Source organism: Paenibacillus sp. LBL (assembly GCF_029893715.1).
Lineage (GTDB): Bacteria > Bacillota > Bacilli > Paenibacillales > Paenibacillaceae > Paenibacillus_AQ > Paenibacillus_AQ glucanolyticus.
In genome coordinates this window covers 114,763-129,155 of sequence record NZ_JARXYU010000015.1, presented here as the reverse complement: position 1 = coordinate 129,155, position 14,393 = coordinate 114,763, and the positions used below count along the sequence as shown (strand labels likewise).

Below are 14,393 nucleotides of genomic sequence, written 5' to 3'. Positions count from 1 at the left end.
CCCCCTTTTAAACCTCAAATTCGATTCCGCAGACCTCTTGGATGGTACGGATAATAGAAATCGAATCTAATCGTTTATTTTCAATCAATTCTGTTGCCTTGCTTACAATGGTCTGAGCCATACCTTTAGGAGCTTTCATCAACACTTCTTTGAATTGATCGCCGCTCATCTTAAAGATTTCTTCCAGGTTGTCAGTAATGATTAGATTTTCGTATACTTCTTGAAGCCCCAAGAATTCTACAACTTCCTCATCAAGAATTACCAGCCATGGTTCGCGTAGATATCTTGGATGTGCATTCTTCATTGTGATAAGCTCACCAACTTGAATTTCATCCGTTTGACCAAACTCACTAAATGTAACCTCTGTTCCAGTCTTGCGAGATGTATAGCGTGTGCGTCCTGTTGTGTAGTTCATGATGGTGACCCATTCATCTCTATCAATCACTCTTTTCTCAGGAGCCTTCACTTTCTCGATTACTGTCTCCATAGCAACCTCTTTAGCTTTTGGAGTTGCGGTTCTCTTAGCGCGTGTTGACTTGCTATCTGTACCCTTAACTGCCATAATTCATTTCCCCTTTTTCTCTCTTGATATAAATATAGGGGAGCCGAGGCCCCCCAAAGTTTAATTATGCAAGACGGTAGATACCATACTTCGCTGCTGGAATAACTGCGATACCAGACTTCATAACGAAAGTGTATTCCATCGAGAAGTCAGCGTTAACATCGCCGTTTGTACCATCAACGATCAGTGCGTCACCTTCATTGACGATCTTAACGAACTTGTCATTGACTTTCGGTACGATCAGCAAGAAGTTGTTGTCGATAGCGAACTCGCTGTAAGAACCAGCTTTGTGAACGTTCTTGATTTCACGCAGTTCGAAACCGTTCAGTTCACCGTAGTAACCGATTTTGTTACGAGCTTCACGCATGTTATCAGAGATAGCAGAAGGAGCAACTTTAGCCAGAGCCATCTTAGTACCCAAGATGTACGCGCCAGCGCCGTTGGAAGCAGCTTCAACGTGTTGAGCCATTTGAGTCAGTTCGAACTCATCATAAGCGCCACTGTACGCATACGGAGCAGCCAAAGTACTGAAAGAGTTGTAGATTGCATTGTAAACATCTTCAGCCAGTTGCAGGTTGTAAGACTTGGCAACACGGTTAACCATTTCAACCCAGTCAATACGTCCAGCCAGGAAGCGATGCAATTCTTCATAGATTTTGATACCACGAGTGTAAGTGGAAACGCCGAACTCTTTTCCATCCAAACGCTGTCTACGAAGGTTGTTAGTACCATCTGCAACGACTGCTACTTTGAACAGATCGGAGTTTGGAACAGTAAATACGTTAGTGTCGCCCCATGCCAAGTTACGAACCTCAGCGAAGTCGTTAAATTCATTTTCCAATCCTTCAGAAACCAGAACGGAAAGAGTTTCCTCAATGATTTCGAAGATAGCCGTTTTGTTGCGGCGGAAAGAACGGAAGTCAATTTTCTCGGAACCACCATTCAGATCAATAAGAGCATTACGAAGTGTCTCAGAAGCTTCGGCTTTGGAGAAGTTACCAGTTGTGCCTTTGTAAGCATCTACAGCCAATTTTACAAGTTCGTGCATTTAAAATTTCCTCCTTAAATTAAATAACTATTTTACGTTGCATTAGATTAGACAGTGATAACTTGGATTGCGTATGCAGTAGTGCCTTCAGCGCCCAACACAGTTTTCTCGATTACTTCAAAAGCAACACGGGAACCGGCAGTAAGGTCAGCAGCCGCATGCAATTTGAAATCACCATTTGCAGGCACTGCAAATTCACCAACAACAGGGGTACCTACGAAAAGGTCTTCTGTCATAGTGATAATGTCGCCTACGGAAAGGTGATAAGCGCGAGTTGCAACACCAGCTTCGATGACGAAATCTTTCAGACCTTTCTTACGTGGATCGTACATTACTTCTGGTGCAGACAAGAGCAACACAGTGTCCTTAGTAGCGTCAGCAACAGCAACACCATTTTTAACTTCGCGCTCACCAGCAACAAGACCATTCAACTTAACGAAAACACCGTTAGTAGCATTTGCTGCCAATTTAACGCTCTCAAGATTTCCGTGATATACGGACTGAACTTTATCAAGACGAATAACTGCCATGATTTAATTTCCTCCTTGGAATTTCAATATTGCGGATTACAACCGCTATTATTTATTGTATTTTTCAAACAAATGAGACAGCGCATAGCCTTTCTTATCGCTAACCTCTTCTACTACTACATCAATTTTGATAGAATCCTTTTTCTTTGGATTCAAAGAAAACTGCGCAACTTTCTTGCCCAGCATGAAGTAAAGCTTTTCTTCAATTTCCTCAAGTGTCATTTCAAACATCTTTTCTCTGACTTCTTGAATTTCACTTTCTTCCAACTTGTCGAACTTAGCAAACATATCTTCAACTTGAATTTTATGTTGCTCTTGCTCTACCTGTTGTTTAAAAGCGAACAACTGGTCACGCTCTGTTTTCAGGGCTTCATTCTCCTGAGTCAGACCATTCACTGTTTCTTGAAGCTCAGCGATTTGAGCAGTATAATCCTCAGCTGGTTGCTCCACTTCATCAGCCGCAACATCTTCCTTTACCTCATCTGCTGTATCGGCGGCAACCTCACCTTCAGTGAATTCCTCAGCCACCTCTTCACCTTTGTCGGTGAACTCGGCTGTTTCTTCCACCTCATTCTGTTCGGTACCATCTTCTTGAGCGCTCAGTTCTGCCGTGTACTCAATAAGCTTTGCTTCCAAATCTTCAGGAGTAATCTCAGAAAGATTAACGCCTTTCTCTGCTATCATCTCTTCTGTGAAAGAATATTTCGCCAGAAGTTCAAGTAACAAATTCACACTCTCACCTTCCTCACTATATTTCTCAACATCATCATCAGTAGATAATGACATCTTCAATTCTTTCAACATAGTAGTAAACTCATGTTTAAAATCGTCTTTACTGAAGTTAAACGCAGTAATTTCAGCAGATTCGAAACATGGTTCAACATCATCGCCCAATATGCAAAGCGCACTAAACACAAAATCCTCAACAACAAATAGCTTGTCCTTGTTAAAATCGCCTTTGATAATCTCGATCTCCATACTTTGGCCTTTGCTATTGCTTATTACTTTTGAAGCTTCTGAATATCTTCCTGTCCAAAGGTAAGCACCTTCAATGATTAAGTATTCATTTACGACTCCATCTTTCTCAGCAATAGGTTGCCAATAGATTGTTGCAGATTCAGGTACAACACCATATGGCTTAGTGGTTTGAACGAACTTGATCTCTTGGTCCGTTATCTCTACCTTACCGCCATGAGTACCAAAGTCTTCTTTCTTCTCAAGGAACTCGCCCACAATCGGAATGTTGTAGATCGTTGGCAAAGCGCGATCCACTGATTGCTTGGAAATAAATGATTTGTTTCTATTAGCGCCTGCATATAGTACTTTGATGTTACATTCGGAAAAGAGTGGATTGACTTGTTTAATGTTACTAATAGCAGCATTAAATTTCATGTATCTCACCCCCTTTCCGATGCTATTTTACAAGTCATTTCGAGATGTTCTTTCCTTGATCTCTCGCCTTTAACCCTTCCTCGCTTACATTGTCGCCTTGGCTCGGCCTTCCACCCTGGTCATTCATGCCGGTATGAGCCGAACTTACTGGAATAAAGTTGACGTGCATTTGAAGAATCTCGTTCTCTAGATAAGCCATATTGGTTAGGGCAGTTGGAGACATCCCCAACACCGCACCGATAATGGTCTTCGATGGAATTCCAAAAGTCGCAGCTTTCAAAGCTCTTTCAAACACTTCATCAATGTTGAAAATCGTCAGGTCCAAAAGGCTAACCTTAAACAAGGTGTTATTATTAAAGAACCTTGACTTCCTGTTAAGCCATCTCTCAAATTGTCTAAGAATATTAAAGACTAGCATTTCATCAGTTTTGATAGATTTATCAAGCCCAATGCTTCCTGCTTTATCAGCGTTGAACAATAGTTGACTGACACCCGAAGCGCCCCAGAAATCACGTTCTGCCTTAGCAACGTTGTCCGCATCTACCCTGTCCTTATCAAAGGATATGTCTGTAATTTTCATAGGCGATGTTACTAACCCGACATTCTCAGGAAGTGCTTCTGAAGCTCGATTATGAAATAGGCTCATATGTGTGAAGTCAATTAAGAAGTCGTTGTTTTGCAAACTGTCTTTTCTCATTGGCAATTCTTGAACTAGGATTTTATAGTTACCCATTTCCTCTTTCGTTTTGCGAAGTGCCTTGAACTCCTCGATCTCAAAAATCGCATCAAAAAGCCCTGCGAATGGCAGGACTGGATATTCAATATCACTATTAATTTTGATACAGATTGTATTTTCTGGATTAAGTTCAATCCACTGAGCATCCTTGTTGTTCTTATATTGGTTATACTTAACCTCGAATTCCTTCGGGAAATTCTTCAGCTTATCAGGATAAGTATTAAAATAAGAAAAGTCCCATGCAAAGTTGTATACGCCATCTTCAATTGAAGAAATTCGGCAATAGTCAGGATTCAATCGCTGAATGAAGTAGCTGTCTTTGGTAGAGTGTTCATAACCATAGAACACGTCTTCCTTAAATGCAGTGTTCAGTATCTTCCCGAATTCATGCCTAATATTCATCAATTCAAGCATTTCGTTGACTCTTTTGTACTGATTAATAAAAGTCTTTTTATTAACTTTATTTACTTCCAAACCAACAGGCTCAACGATATATCTAAACACCGGCATATTAGCGAAGTAGTTTATAAGCCTTTGATAGTGTGGGCTTTTGTTGTAAATAATGTTACTGATTTCGCGCAGTTGCTTCTGATTCTTGTCTGGACTTTCAAGAAAGCTAACAACCTGCTCTTTTTTATACTTTTTCAGTATTGTACTCTCTCGTCCCTTTTTCAGATCAGTTACGATCATCTTGCCAAGAGAAGCAAAAGTCATAGCGTTAATACGCTGCTCAAAATCATTACTCACCTAATCACCACCTACCTCATCTTATAAATTGGTTTCTTCACCTGGAAGAATTTCGATATATCAACATTCTCATTACGTCTTACTTGATTGGATTTCTCTAACGTATGGACATACCAAAGACCATACTCAAGCGCCGAAAACTTATCCTTATTGATACGATTGCTTATCTGTTTAACCTGAGTCTGATTTCCTGACTGTTTGTACTCAAGGTTCAATATCTCTTCGCACATCAAATCTGTCATAGTGTAGGGCATTAACTCTTTTGCTAACTGGTCAATATTCTTCTTTCTTTCTCTAGAAGTTCTTGCTTGTGACTCAGTGTGCAACAGCTTTACCTTCTGATTGCTGATCGTCTGCATGAAAATGTTATGAATGTCACTTGCCTTCATTTCTTTAGACTGCGATTTCAAAGCATAGATCAGCGGTACCGAATTCTCTAGCTTGTACCGCAAATAACGATCATCATTCACTACTGACCAGCTAGGATTGTCGTCAATCTCAAGTACCAGTTGGTCGATCAAACCACTACCCAGACCGTTACTATCAATTACAACCATTCGGGCTTTAAAGTCATTAGCCTTTCGTTTAAGGAACAAGGTTTGTTCCAAGAAGTGTGTTCCCTCAAACGAGTAACAGTTAACGACATGCTTTTGGTAAGTCCCGTCACCACGAGGAATTAACTTGATAACCACCAGAGCAGAGTTAGCGTTCGCTGCCCCTTCTGCACGGGCCACGTCATAAGATAAGACATAAGAAACATCTTTCTCACCTGAATGCTTCTCTTCAGCTTTAGTCAAAACTCGACTTGCTTGTAAGTCTTCCATGGTAACAAGGGAGTTTTCAGATGTACCTGACCATTCAGACATGTACTCCCGACCGAAACCTGCTAGGTTCGTGGTTGGCTGCTCCCGAAGGTCATTAATGAACGCTTCATCCAATTGACCATGCATACACGCCAGTTCAAAACCGGCACCTAAAGAAAAAGCACTCTTGCCTTGGGCCATGAGTGCAGTAACTTCCATTAACTTTTCATATGCGAAAGACTGTCTTGTACCTGCCGTTGTTACATAATAAGTAAACTTGTGAATCTCATTGGGGTCTACACCACCGCACGTTGCTAAGCGGCTGTTCGCCATCATCGGGATAACGACCGTTTGCAGCGTATCTTTCTTCATCGTGTTATCGACTATCTCTTCGACACTACCACCGTGACGGCGACCACCCCGAGACGATTCTGCAACCTGCACAACGTCAAGGCGTGAACCATTCATGAAAATTAGCTTCGTATAGTCGTTATGGAAGAATTCCTTTTTTACCTCTGCCCTCAGTAACGGGAAGAAGTTCCAAATGTTTTCAATGTTCTCTTGGGATATCTTTGCCGCCTGCATCTTTGTTGGAGCTGCGATAAAGTAATATGAGTTAGGGAACATGATACATTTCAAATACAAGGCTAGTATCTGTATGAAGGATTTAGCTGAACCCCGTGTCATACAGAAATAAACAATTTGATATCTAAACAAGACTCTAAGCATCAATCTTTGGTAAAAGTATAATTTTATCTTAGGATTTTCGCCTGCAACGAAATCTAAGAACCTATCAGGATACTTGCGCCAATACGAGCAATACTTCCTCCAATCCTTCTTAGTCTCAGAGAAGGATCGCATTGAGGTTTTCTTTTTGCTTAGGTCGTTTTGCTCTTTGCTTGTTTCACTTTTATAATTCTTATGGGATGCCACGTCATTCTTCACCTACTTTGGGTGTGTCAGACGGTGGTTGACTCAATAATTCTTGATGAAGGAGCTTCTTTTGATAGTTAAGCAAATACATAATCGTTCGATCTATAATGTCTTGATCTTCTTCGATTTCCCATGGTTCTATAAAACCGTCTCGCTCAACTTCTTCGAAAATTTGCGAAAAGGTCTTTAAACCTGTTGCTTCATCTCCACTCTTTCTATCGATAGGACGGAATCCTGAAGACTGTAACAACTTTTGATACTGATCGTGAAGTTTCGCAAATCCATTTATATCGTCTTTCTCTAAACAAATCTCCATCTTTAAGTTCAACACGCACATTATTTTCAATAGCTCTTTGTGCTGTGGTGCTGAGATATCATGAGATTCAATCATTCGAACGTACAAATCTTCGAGCCGCATATACTCTTTTGGTTTATAACCAGTACCCCATTTGAACACGATATCAGGAGTGATTTTAAACTCATTTACAAAATCATACTCTTCCTCTTGTTCTTCATCAGGAATGTCTACTTCATATACTCCTTCTACGGAATCCTCATACGTCATTCCTTTATACTGTGGTAGCGATGAAATCATTCTCATATACTCTCCAAATGTATCCTTTGGAGATTCTACAGCTTTATTCCAGACATCCACCCTATACGGTTTATCAATCTGTCTCAAAACCATCTTCACGGTGTTTAAATCTTTTGGATTAACCATTTCTTTAAGGCAATCCTTGCAAACTGGAACAAGCTGATCGCTAAACATAGTACTAGTACTTGCGTAGAAATTAACTAATACTCGTTCTCTTCCGCACTTCATGCAAATCTTTTTACCAGGTAACTTTTTCTTTATCGCCATACAATAACCCCTCAATAGATAAAGAGCTATTTTTTCTACACCCATTTAATTAATGGATGCAGTTAAATAGCTCTTTATCGCTCATTCTGCTTGTCAACAATGCTCAAAGCTTCAATCTTGCTTTCGATGTCAGTTAAGAGACTCTTCTTCCAAGCGTATAAATATGATTCATTAAATAGAGATATAATGGCTTCATATAGTTCTTCTTCATTAGTAACGGATTCAGTGAAATGATTATAGTACCGATCTACAATATCTTTAGGGTCATCTAACTCTGTTTCTACGTAAGCCCCATCGATCTCTTCTTCAGGTTGACTGCAATGAGGGCAATAATCATCTTTCTCTTTGTCGTTAAAATTGAACATCATTTCGAGTACACCCCTTCTTATTAGGCAGCTTGCAAGTCAATCTTTATCGGAACAATCGTACCATCACCGCGAACAACAATCATAGCTTGTCCTGCGTTTGTCGCGCACAACATATCCTTGCTGTAGTTGTTGCGTCCCATTAAGCAAGGTACACCAACTATCAATCTGCCATGATCGTCTTCTTGCACATAATAGTTATGGAGATGACCATGAACAAACGCATCATAGATTACTTCATCCATAGAAATGTGACCAAGTAACCGGCGCTTCTTATCTCCATTGTCACGATCACCGTGAACAAACTTGATTTTCTTCCCATTCAAGTCCAATACAATAGAAGAATCATGAATGCTAGTTTCAATAAATTGCAGCCGTTCTGAATTGATTGCCTGTACGACATTTTTAATGCCATCATTGATAATCACATTCACATTATCACCTGCATGACTAACAGCCTTATCTCCTGCCATTCTGTCGTGATTACCAGCAATGCCTTTATATGTGACATTTACATATTCACTTAAGGAAACAAGTAGATCGATTATCAACTTCTGAGCTTTAACTATTTGCATTGAAAACCCGAATTCGCAATCTTGTGATTGATTTGGACGCATATACATCTGTTCACACCAATCCCCAAGCCCCACCACATTCAGATCCGTAACTCCGAACATTTTGCAGTAATAGATAGTTTCTTGCTTCAGTAAGTTTAACCTTTTCTCAGCAATCTCAAGGTTATAATAATTTCCTAAGCAGTCGTCCACTACTACCCCAATATGCCAATCCGTCACCATTAGAACGCCTTTGCTTTCACTCTTCATAAATGGTGGGTTATAAGTCAAATGTGGAACATTAATATCAAGATTGTTCGCATATACATCTTTAAGCTCCTCAACCGCTAGCACTCTCGTTGCAAGGTCACGTTTAATGCGGTTCAGCTGCGTTAAAACTTGTTGATTTGAACGCTTTTCAATGTATATTTCGCCAACAGCTTGTTTAATAGATTCCAGCTTATTCGTTGCAACCAGATCAGCATGCTTCGTGGCACTACTCAAAAGTCCCATTTCTTTTTGATGGTCCTTAATCATGCACCGATACGATTCATTAATGTCAGAATCATCGAACCCTTCAATTGTCATCATGGCCTGGTGAGTTCTCCAATTGCATTTTCGAGAAGGTGTTGCATTTTGCAGTTCCATTTTTAATAAAACAGCAGTCTCCAAATGCACATCATCAACAGTAATGACTTCGCCATTAGAGTTTTTATATGAACGCATTGTCTTAACCTACCGCTGGAATTGGATTAACTTCTTGAATTGTGACTGATATTTCCTTGCCTTCAAATTCATTGATTAATGCAAACAAATCATATACTTCATCAGAATGCTTGGTTTCTTCTGTTACCATGCCATCCTCAAATCTACCTTTTAATGAAATGGAATGTACTCTCTTCGCCATTATATCGATTCCCCTTTTTCTCGTTAACTCATGTAATCTTTTCTCCCGAGACGAACCAATGTGCGTGTCAGGAAGTCCTAAACAGTATTTCAAAATAGGATGTACGGGATTCGAACCCGTGTTACTGCCGTGAAAGGGCAGTGTCTTAAGCCGTCTTGACCAACATCCCCTATCGCTATGCCACTGATGTTACCACCATCAGTTCTATATCATCGTAGATCCACTGACCTTGAATCAGTTAGCCAACACGAACTCTAAATCAATCCTGCAAGGTGAGAGTCTTGAACTCTATTGACTGCCGATCAGCTACACCTTACATGGCAGGGAAGCCAGGATTCGAACCTGGAACATACGCATTAACAGTGCGCCGTTCTACCATTGAACTACAACCCTTTATGGCACAGGTTTAAGGAATCGAACCCTAGATTGCAAGGTTGGAACTTGCCGTGTTACCACTACACTAAACCCATATCAAAAAGCCCACGCACTAAGCGTGAGCCTTGGAATTAAATCAACTCTGCTAACTCAGCAGTCTTACTTCTTTCAGTCTTATCTAGAACAACTTGCCCATAAAGTGGATTGCCGCCTAACACAGATAACGCTTTGACACCATTCTTATGGATAAATGATTCCTTATCAATTTGCTTTAAGTCACCGTTTAGCCATAGCTGCGATCCTTCACCGACACGGCCTAGAAGCAATTTAATATGGTTTCGGGTATTGTTTTGAACTTCAGTTACATATATAATCGAATTCTTAATGTCCCGACCACGAATTGTTCCAAGATGTTGTAATTCAATCAAGCCCTTTTCAACGAACATTCTTAGCCCTTCGATGCCGCCAAGATGATCCGCAATAGGCATTGCATACGGTATCAACTTATCAAAGTTATCGCCTGGAAGAAAACCAATTTCACCAGAATCCTCAAGCTCGACAACGTTTCGAACAAAGACAAGCTTTTCAAATTTCTGTGTTTCTATCATGTGAATCGCATGTGATAACATACAGAAATCCTTGCCGGTGCCAAACTTCCCGAAGCAAGCTTTCACCATAGTATCCTTATCCTGCAACATATCGAACAGCAACTCTTGCTTCTGATTCAAAGGCTTAATTTCACCCATGAATTTACTAGATATTTTCTTCCATTTGACTTTAGCTAGTGCTTCTCCGTCCCATTTGAAATGACATTTATCAATCATTTTGTATCCTGTGATATTGCCATGTTCATCTAGAGTAGGTGAATTCTTATCCCAGACAATCAAATATTCGTTCTTTCTAAGGCCTAGAAAGTTATCTGATTTGGTGAAAAGATCAGAAAGAATTTGCTGGTCTTCAACTGAATTCATATCAAGGTACAAGTCTCTCGTCCCTGTATAAGAGTCATCAACCGTGTCTTCAGTGTCAAAATCAATGACAGGTATCTTGAACCCTTCAGCTTTAAACTTAAGCAGTAGATCCTTTGTGATTAATCCGTAACCATTCTGCATGCAACAATCAATAAGTTTATTGTCTACATAACCTACATCGAAGTCCTTGCCGATAAAACCTTCGTAATCATTCAGATCAAATACCAAAGAATCACGATAACGATTAATATATCGAGTTGCCTTCCTTGCTTTATAAGCAAGCTCCCCACCCTTTTTCTTGTGGTTCTCAAGCTCACGAATTACATGAGCTGAGATCACAATGTTGAAGTCGATGAGCCTATCAACATCATCAAGTAAGACATTCGTATCTACTACATAGGATTGGTTCATCGGGAGTCCCCTTACTATTAGTTGATGTCTTCTTTGAGCGCCTTGGCAGGTTTCAAACCGACTGTATTACTCGCAGGAATCAACATTTCTTCGCCTGTTTGGGGATTACGTCCGTTACGGGCTGCGCGTTTACGGATTTCAAACGTTCCGAACCCATTCACTTTTACGTCCTCGCCATTCACCAGTGCATCATAGATAGTATCGAAAACAACGTTGACTGCTTCCGTGGCGTCTTTTTTAGTCATCTCGTATCTTTGTGCAATTTCATTAACCAAATCAGCTTTATTCATTTCAAATCTCCCTTTCATTCCGTGATTCTATTTTATATTGCATTAGTAGATGAATTCTGATAAGATTGGTTCAACGTTTTGGTCAAAGAACCTTAGCGTTTCCCCTTCTTTTACACACAGAATGGAATCCATTTCTGATTCGTTGGTCCAGTCGTCTGTATCGCTTGGCGTATTAGATACCTTATATGATTCTAACCGCTCATCGATGCAATACTTCTCTCCTTCGAATACAAAGTAATTCTCAATATCAACAATGCACCATTGTTTAACAGCGTTAGGATATAGTCTTACAATTTCCTGTAGCTTTTCAAATTTCATCTTCATTATCTTTCCTACCAATCGTCTTCTTCATCTGAGTTTAATGTGCCAAGTAATCTTTGATCCTCTTTTGATAAGCTTGAGAACGGTGTGTTTTTACTATCACCACGTCTAAGTTTCTTCATTTTAGTATTAGACATGACGTATTTATCCTCTTTATGCTTATCGTCTAATTCCTTGACCATACAGATGTAATTTGACAAGACTTCTAGGGCAACTTTTGTCTTGTTCATTTCCCATGTCTCTCGGTAATGATCATTCCACTTCAACAAAATCTCTTCTACCACTTTAATACGGTTTTCGTAATCTAAAGCTTCGTCAAGATTCTTTTTTTCGCCATCAGGCAAAATAATTTTCACTTAAAGAATCCCTCACTTAGTAAGTAAATATAAACCTATGTTTTTAGCTGTTTTTTCGTGTAACTGTCACATTTCTTGCAAATCGCCTTGAATCCGTCAGCATTTCTTGCATCTGTTCCAAAGAAACTCCAAAGCTGCGGCAACTCTCTTCCGCAACAGCTACACACTTTAGTACTTGTACCCAAACGATTTTTATGGACCCACACTTTCCACACATCCATATTCATCTCAGCGATTTTCTTACAGATAGTATTAAATTTCCTTTCAATACTCTGTGCCTTCAATTCACCATGTACTTCTTCAATATCTTTGAAAGTATAGCCAATGCTAACCAAATGGATCAGCTGTCTTTGACTGCCATTGAATTTACATAACTCAATTAATTCATCTAACGCAGCATATAAATGGACTAGCTCTTGGTTTAAACGTTTGACGTTCCCTGCATTGTTATAGTGAACATCCTTTTCAGCGCCGTAATATATATCAACCTTATCTCTATAAGTGATTAGGTATTTGATTATGTTTTGGTCTGATAAATTCAGATCACTGAACTCTCTTTCAGATTTGTAAATATCAATTTGAACGGAACCCAAAATCTGTCCACCTCCATATATCATTATACTATTTTTCATATCATTAGTCTCTGTAATATATTTCTAGTTTTCGACACTAAGTAATATATTACTAAGGTTAGGAACTATGTAAGTTGATTATTACTAAGGTTAGGAATATATTACTTACTCATACCCGGGTTGAGTAAGTAATATATTAGGAAGGTAAGGAATATTTTACTTAGGCCCCTTCCTAACCTTAGTAATGTGTGTTATACTAGTTTCAACAAGTGTTAACTTATACCATGGGAGGAATTAGTAAATGACGTTACAAAAACAGCTTTCTAGGAAAGCGAACGCAGCGACACGAGGAATTGTTGCAATAGATAACGGGGGTAAGTTTTCCAAGGTTAAAACAGCGAATGGCAACTTTACGTTCCACAGCGACAAATGCTACGGCTTTAAAATGAAGATTGGACAAGACTTCATGACAGATAAAGATTTCTCTATTGTTTGGCATGACAAAAATGATGAGCATTATTACGCAGGTCATTTGCCGATCAGAGAGACCAACGCAATCCCACTCGAAGGATATGTGAATACCAAAACTGATGAATACTTTGTTCTTTCCGTATTAATAGCATGTCATCAGTATGGTTATGAAGAGAACTATGTTATCACGAGTGTCCCAATTGATGATCATAACGATGATAAAGAAATCTCAGAGATAAAGAAGTTACTTAATGGAAAGCACAACCTGACAATTAACGGAGAGCGTAAAACTTTTACAATTGTAGAGACTGCTGTGGCTGCCGAAGCTTTTAACGCATTTTGGGTGAACGAACCAGCAGGTAAAGTCAGATGGCTTGATTTAGGTTCTCGAACTGTTAATTTTGCTACTACATATTACAACCCTGAAACAGAAGAATTTTATAGCATCGATAGCGAGTCTGGCACGATTCAATTGGGCCTTCAAAAGCATGAAATCGAGGACCCAAGACAGTATGCCCATGCAATCAAAGGTAAATTGTCTCAAAGAGGTTGGAAAACTGAAGATCATGTTAACTTGATTGGTGGCGGTGCAATGGACGCTGAAATCGTATCTGCTATAATGACCCACTTCCCTAACTCGACAGTTGTTGAAAACGCGCAGGAAATTCAGGTAAATGGTATGTATACTTGGGCTTCCGAGGTGGGATTCGATCTTGGCTAATAAAAAAACTGATTTCGGCGTTATAACTGAAGGGAATGTGGACGCATATATCCAATCATTAATTGAGAGTAGTAAAAGCAGTTACATCAATCAGACAGTAGCGTTTAATAAAAAGGACCCTCATCAACTGTCCCTTCTCAGGGCTGCTCTATTAGAGCATAGTAGCTTTGGGGGGTTAATTAAACAGATACTATGGGCTAGGTACGAGGAGGGTGACACACAGCCACTAAGCCGCTCTACCAACGTTAGCAATACTTCCTATGCGATTCCTTCTGTCAAGCCGACACTCCAACAACCTGTAGACGGATCGGAAAACAAAGAGGTAAAACCTAAGCCATCAGCAATGCGTTCAGTAAGTAATCACTCAAGCATGGTTAAATAAAAAAAGTACCCCATAATGGGGTACTTTTTTTATGTTTCTATTGACTTCGATGGGGGTATAACATAGAATAATATTAGAGAGTAT

17 protein-coding genes and 3 tRNA genes are annotated in these 14,393 nt (G+C 39.7%); 2 read left to right on the top strand and 18 right to left on the bottom strand.

All coding sequences use genetic code 11. The features are described 5' to 3' along the window. Positions 1-7 precede the first annotated feature (7 nt). The 18 genes from M2277_RS24820 to M2277_RS24735 form a co-directional block, all read right to left on the bottom strand. Positions 8-562, bottom strand: coding sequence for a hypothetical protein (locus M2277_RS24820; RefSeq protein ID WP_280755832.1), 555 nt, complete (start codon positions 560-562; stop codon positions 8-10). Between the two features lie 64 nt (positions 563-626). Further along, positions 627-1,610 (bottom strand): hypothetical protein, encoded by a 984-nt coding sequence (locus M2277_RS24815; RefSeq protein ID WP_280755831.1) that lies wholly within the window; start codon positions 1,608-1,610, stop codon positions 627-629. Positions 1,611-1,657: 47 nt separating this feature from the next. Continuing rightward, the gene (locus M2277_RS24810) at positions 1,658-2,140 is read right to left on the bottom strand and encodes a hypothetical protein (protein ID WP_280755830.1); all 483 of its coding nucleotides are present in this window, start codon (positions 2,138-2,140) and stop codon (positions 1,658-1,660) included. A gap of 48 nt (positions 2,141-2,188) precedes the next feature. Beyond that, entirely contained in the window at positions 2,189-3,532 is a 1,344-nt protein-coding gene (locus M2277_RS24805; protein ID WP_280755829.1) for a hypothetical protein, read from the bottom strand. Between the two features lie 34 nt (positions 3,533-3,566). Then, positions 3,567-5,015 (bottom strand): hypothetical protein, encoded by a 1,449-nt coding sequence (locus M2277_RS24800; protein ID WP_280755828.1) that lies wholly within the window; start codon positions 5,013-5,015, stop codon positions 3,567-3,569. Positions 5,016-5,026: 11 nt separating this feature from the next. Continuing rightward, on the bottom strand, positions 5,027-6,751 hold the full coding sequence (locus M2277_RS24795) for a DNA-packaging protein (protein ID WP_280755827.1): 1,725 nt from the start codon (positions 6,749-6,751) through the stop codon (positions 5,027-5,029). Position 6,752: 1 nt separating this feature from the next. After that, positions 6,753-7,613, bottom strand: coding sequence for a hypothetical protein (locus tag M2277_RS24790; protein WP_280755826.1), 861 nt, complete (start codon positions 7,611-7,613; stop codon positions 6,753-6,755). Between the two features lie 74 nt (positions 7,614-7,687). Then, complete coding sequence (locus tag M2277_RS24785) at positions 7,688-7,981, bottom strand: hypothetical protein (protein ID WP_280755825.1); 294 nt, start codon at positions 7,979-7,981, stop codon at positions 7,688-7,690. Positions 7,982-8,001: 20 nt separating this feature from the next. Then, positions 8,002-9,258, bottom strand: coding sequence for a metallophosphoesterase family protein (locus M2277_RS24780; protein WP_280755824.1), 1,257 nt, complete (start codon positions 9,256-9,258; stop codon positions 8,002-8,004). A gap of 4 nt (positions 9,259-9,262) precedes the next feature. Continuing rightward, positions 9,263-9,439 carry a YonK family protein gene (locus tag M2277_RS24775; protein WP_280755823.1) on the bottom strand — a complete coding sequence of 59 codons (177 nt, stop codon included), beginning with the start codon at positions 9,437-9,439 and terminating at the stop codon, positions 9,263-9,265. 95 nt (positions 9,440-9,534) lie between these two features. Beyond that, positions 9,535-9,608: transfer RNA gene (locus tag M2277_RS24770), tRNA-Glu, on the bottom strand. 149 nt (positions 9,609-9,757) lie between these two features. After that, positions 9,758-9,832, bottom strand: a tRNA-Asn gene (locus tag M2277_RS24765). A gap of 3 nt (positions 9,833-9,835) precedes the next feature. Then, positions 9,836-9,909: transfer RNA gene (locus M2277_RS24760), tRNA-Trp, on the bottom strand. Between the two features lie 36 nt (positions 9,910-9,945). Continuing rightward, on the bottom strand, positions 9,946-11,196 hold the full coding sequence (locus M2277_RS24755; protein ID WP_280755822.1) for a PhoH family protein: 1,251 nt from the start codon (positions 11,194-11,196) through the stop codon (positions 9,946-9,948). Positions 11,197-11,213: 17 nt separating this feature from the next. After that, a complete protein-coding gene (locus M2277_RS24750; protein WP_280755821.1) occupies positions 11,214-11,486 on the bottom strand; it encodes an HU family DNA-binding protein in 273 nt (90 codons plus the stop codon). A 42-nt stretch (positions 11,487-11,528) separates the two neighbouring features. Then, on the bottom strand, positions 11,529-11,804 hold the full coding sequence (locus M2277_RS24745; RefSeq protein WP_280755820.1) for a hypothetical protein: 276 nt from the start codon (positions 11,802-11,804) through the stop codon (positions 11,529-11,531). A gap of 14 nt (positions 11,805-11,818) precedes the next feature. After that, entirely contained in the window at positions 11,819-12,163 is a 345-nt protein-coding gene (locus M2277_RS24740; RefSeq protein WP_280755819.1) for a hypothetical protein, read from the bottom strand. Between the two features lie 35 nt (positions 12,164-12,198). Further along, positions 12,199-12,756, bottom strand: coding sequence for a hypothetical protein (locus tag M2277_RS24735; RefSeq protein WP_280755818.1), 558 nt, complete (start codon positions 12,754-12,756; stop codon positions 12,199-12,201). Positions 12,757-13,036: 280 nt separating this feature from the next. Here M2277_RS24735 and M2277_RS24730 point away from each other — a divergent pair, with 280 nt between their 5' ends. Then, on the top strand, positions 13,037-13,927 hold the full coding sequence (locus M2277_RS24730; protein ID WP_280755817.1) for a ParM/StbA family protein: 891 nt from the start codon (positions 13,037-13,039) through the stop codon (positions 13,925-13,927). Further along, positions 13,920-14,309 carry a hypothetical protein gene (locus M2277_RS24725; RefSeq protein WP_280755816.1) on the top strand — a complete coding sequence of 130 codons (390 nt, stop codon included), beginning with the start codon at positions 13,920-13,922 and terminating at the stop codon, positions 14,307-14,309. The genes M2277_RS24730 and M2277_RS24725 overlap by 8 nt, the downstream gene beginning before the upstream one ends. Positions 14,310-14,393 lie beyond the last annotated feature (84 nt).

Excerpts from the sequence above, each read along its gene's own strand:
- M2277_RS24820 (WP_280755832.1), bottom strand. The coding sequence starts at position 562 with ATGGCAGTTAAGGGTACAGATAGCAAGTCAACACGCGCTAAGAGAACC.
- M2277_RS24815 (WP_280755831.1), bottom strand. The coding sequence starts at position 1,610 with ATGCACGAACTTGTAAAATTGGCTGTAGATGCTTACAAAGGCACAACT.
- M2277_RS24810 (WP_280755830.1), bottom strand. The coding sequence starts at position 2,140 with ATGGCAGTTATTCGTCTTGATAAAGTTCAGTCCGTATATCACGGAAAT.
- M2277_RS24805 (WP_280755829.1), bottom strand. The coding sequence starts at position 3,532 with ATGAAATTTAATGCTGCTATTAGTAACATTAAACAAGTCAATCCACTC.
- M2277_RS24790 (WP_280755826.1), bottom strand. The coding sequence starts at position 7,613 with ATGGCGATAAAGAAAAAGTTACCTGGTAAAAAGATTTGCATGAAGTGC.
- M2277_RS24785 (WP_280755825.1), bottom strand. The coding sequence starts at position 7,981 with ATGATGTTCAATTTTAACGACAAAGAGAAAGATGATTATTGCCCTCAT.
- M2277_RS24780 (WP_280755824.1), bottom strand. The coding sequence starts at position 9,258 with ATGCGTTCATATAAAAACTCTAATGGCGAAGTCATTACTGTTGATGAT.
- M2277_RS24775 (WP_280755823.1), bottom strand. The coding sequence starts at position 9,439 with ATGGCGAAGAGAGTACATTCCATTTCATTAAAAGGTAGATTTGAGGAT.
- M2277_RS24755 (WP_280755822.1), bottom strand. The coding sequence starts at position 11,196 with ATGAACCAATCCTATGTAGTAGATACGAATGTCTTACTTGATGATGTT.
- M2277_RS24750 (WP_280755821.1), bottom strand. The coding sequence starts at position 11,486 with ATGAATAAAGCTGATTTGGTTAATGAAATTGCACAAAGATACGAGATG.
- M2277_RS24745 (WP_280755820.1), bottom strand. The coding sequence starts at position 11,804 with ATGAAATTTGAAAAGCTACAGGAAATTGTAAGACTATATCCTAACGCT.
- M2277_RS24730 (WP_280755817.1), top strand. The coding sequence starts at position 13,037 with ATGACGTTACAAAAACAGCTTTCTAGGAAAGCGAACGCAGCGACACGA.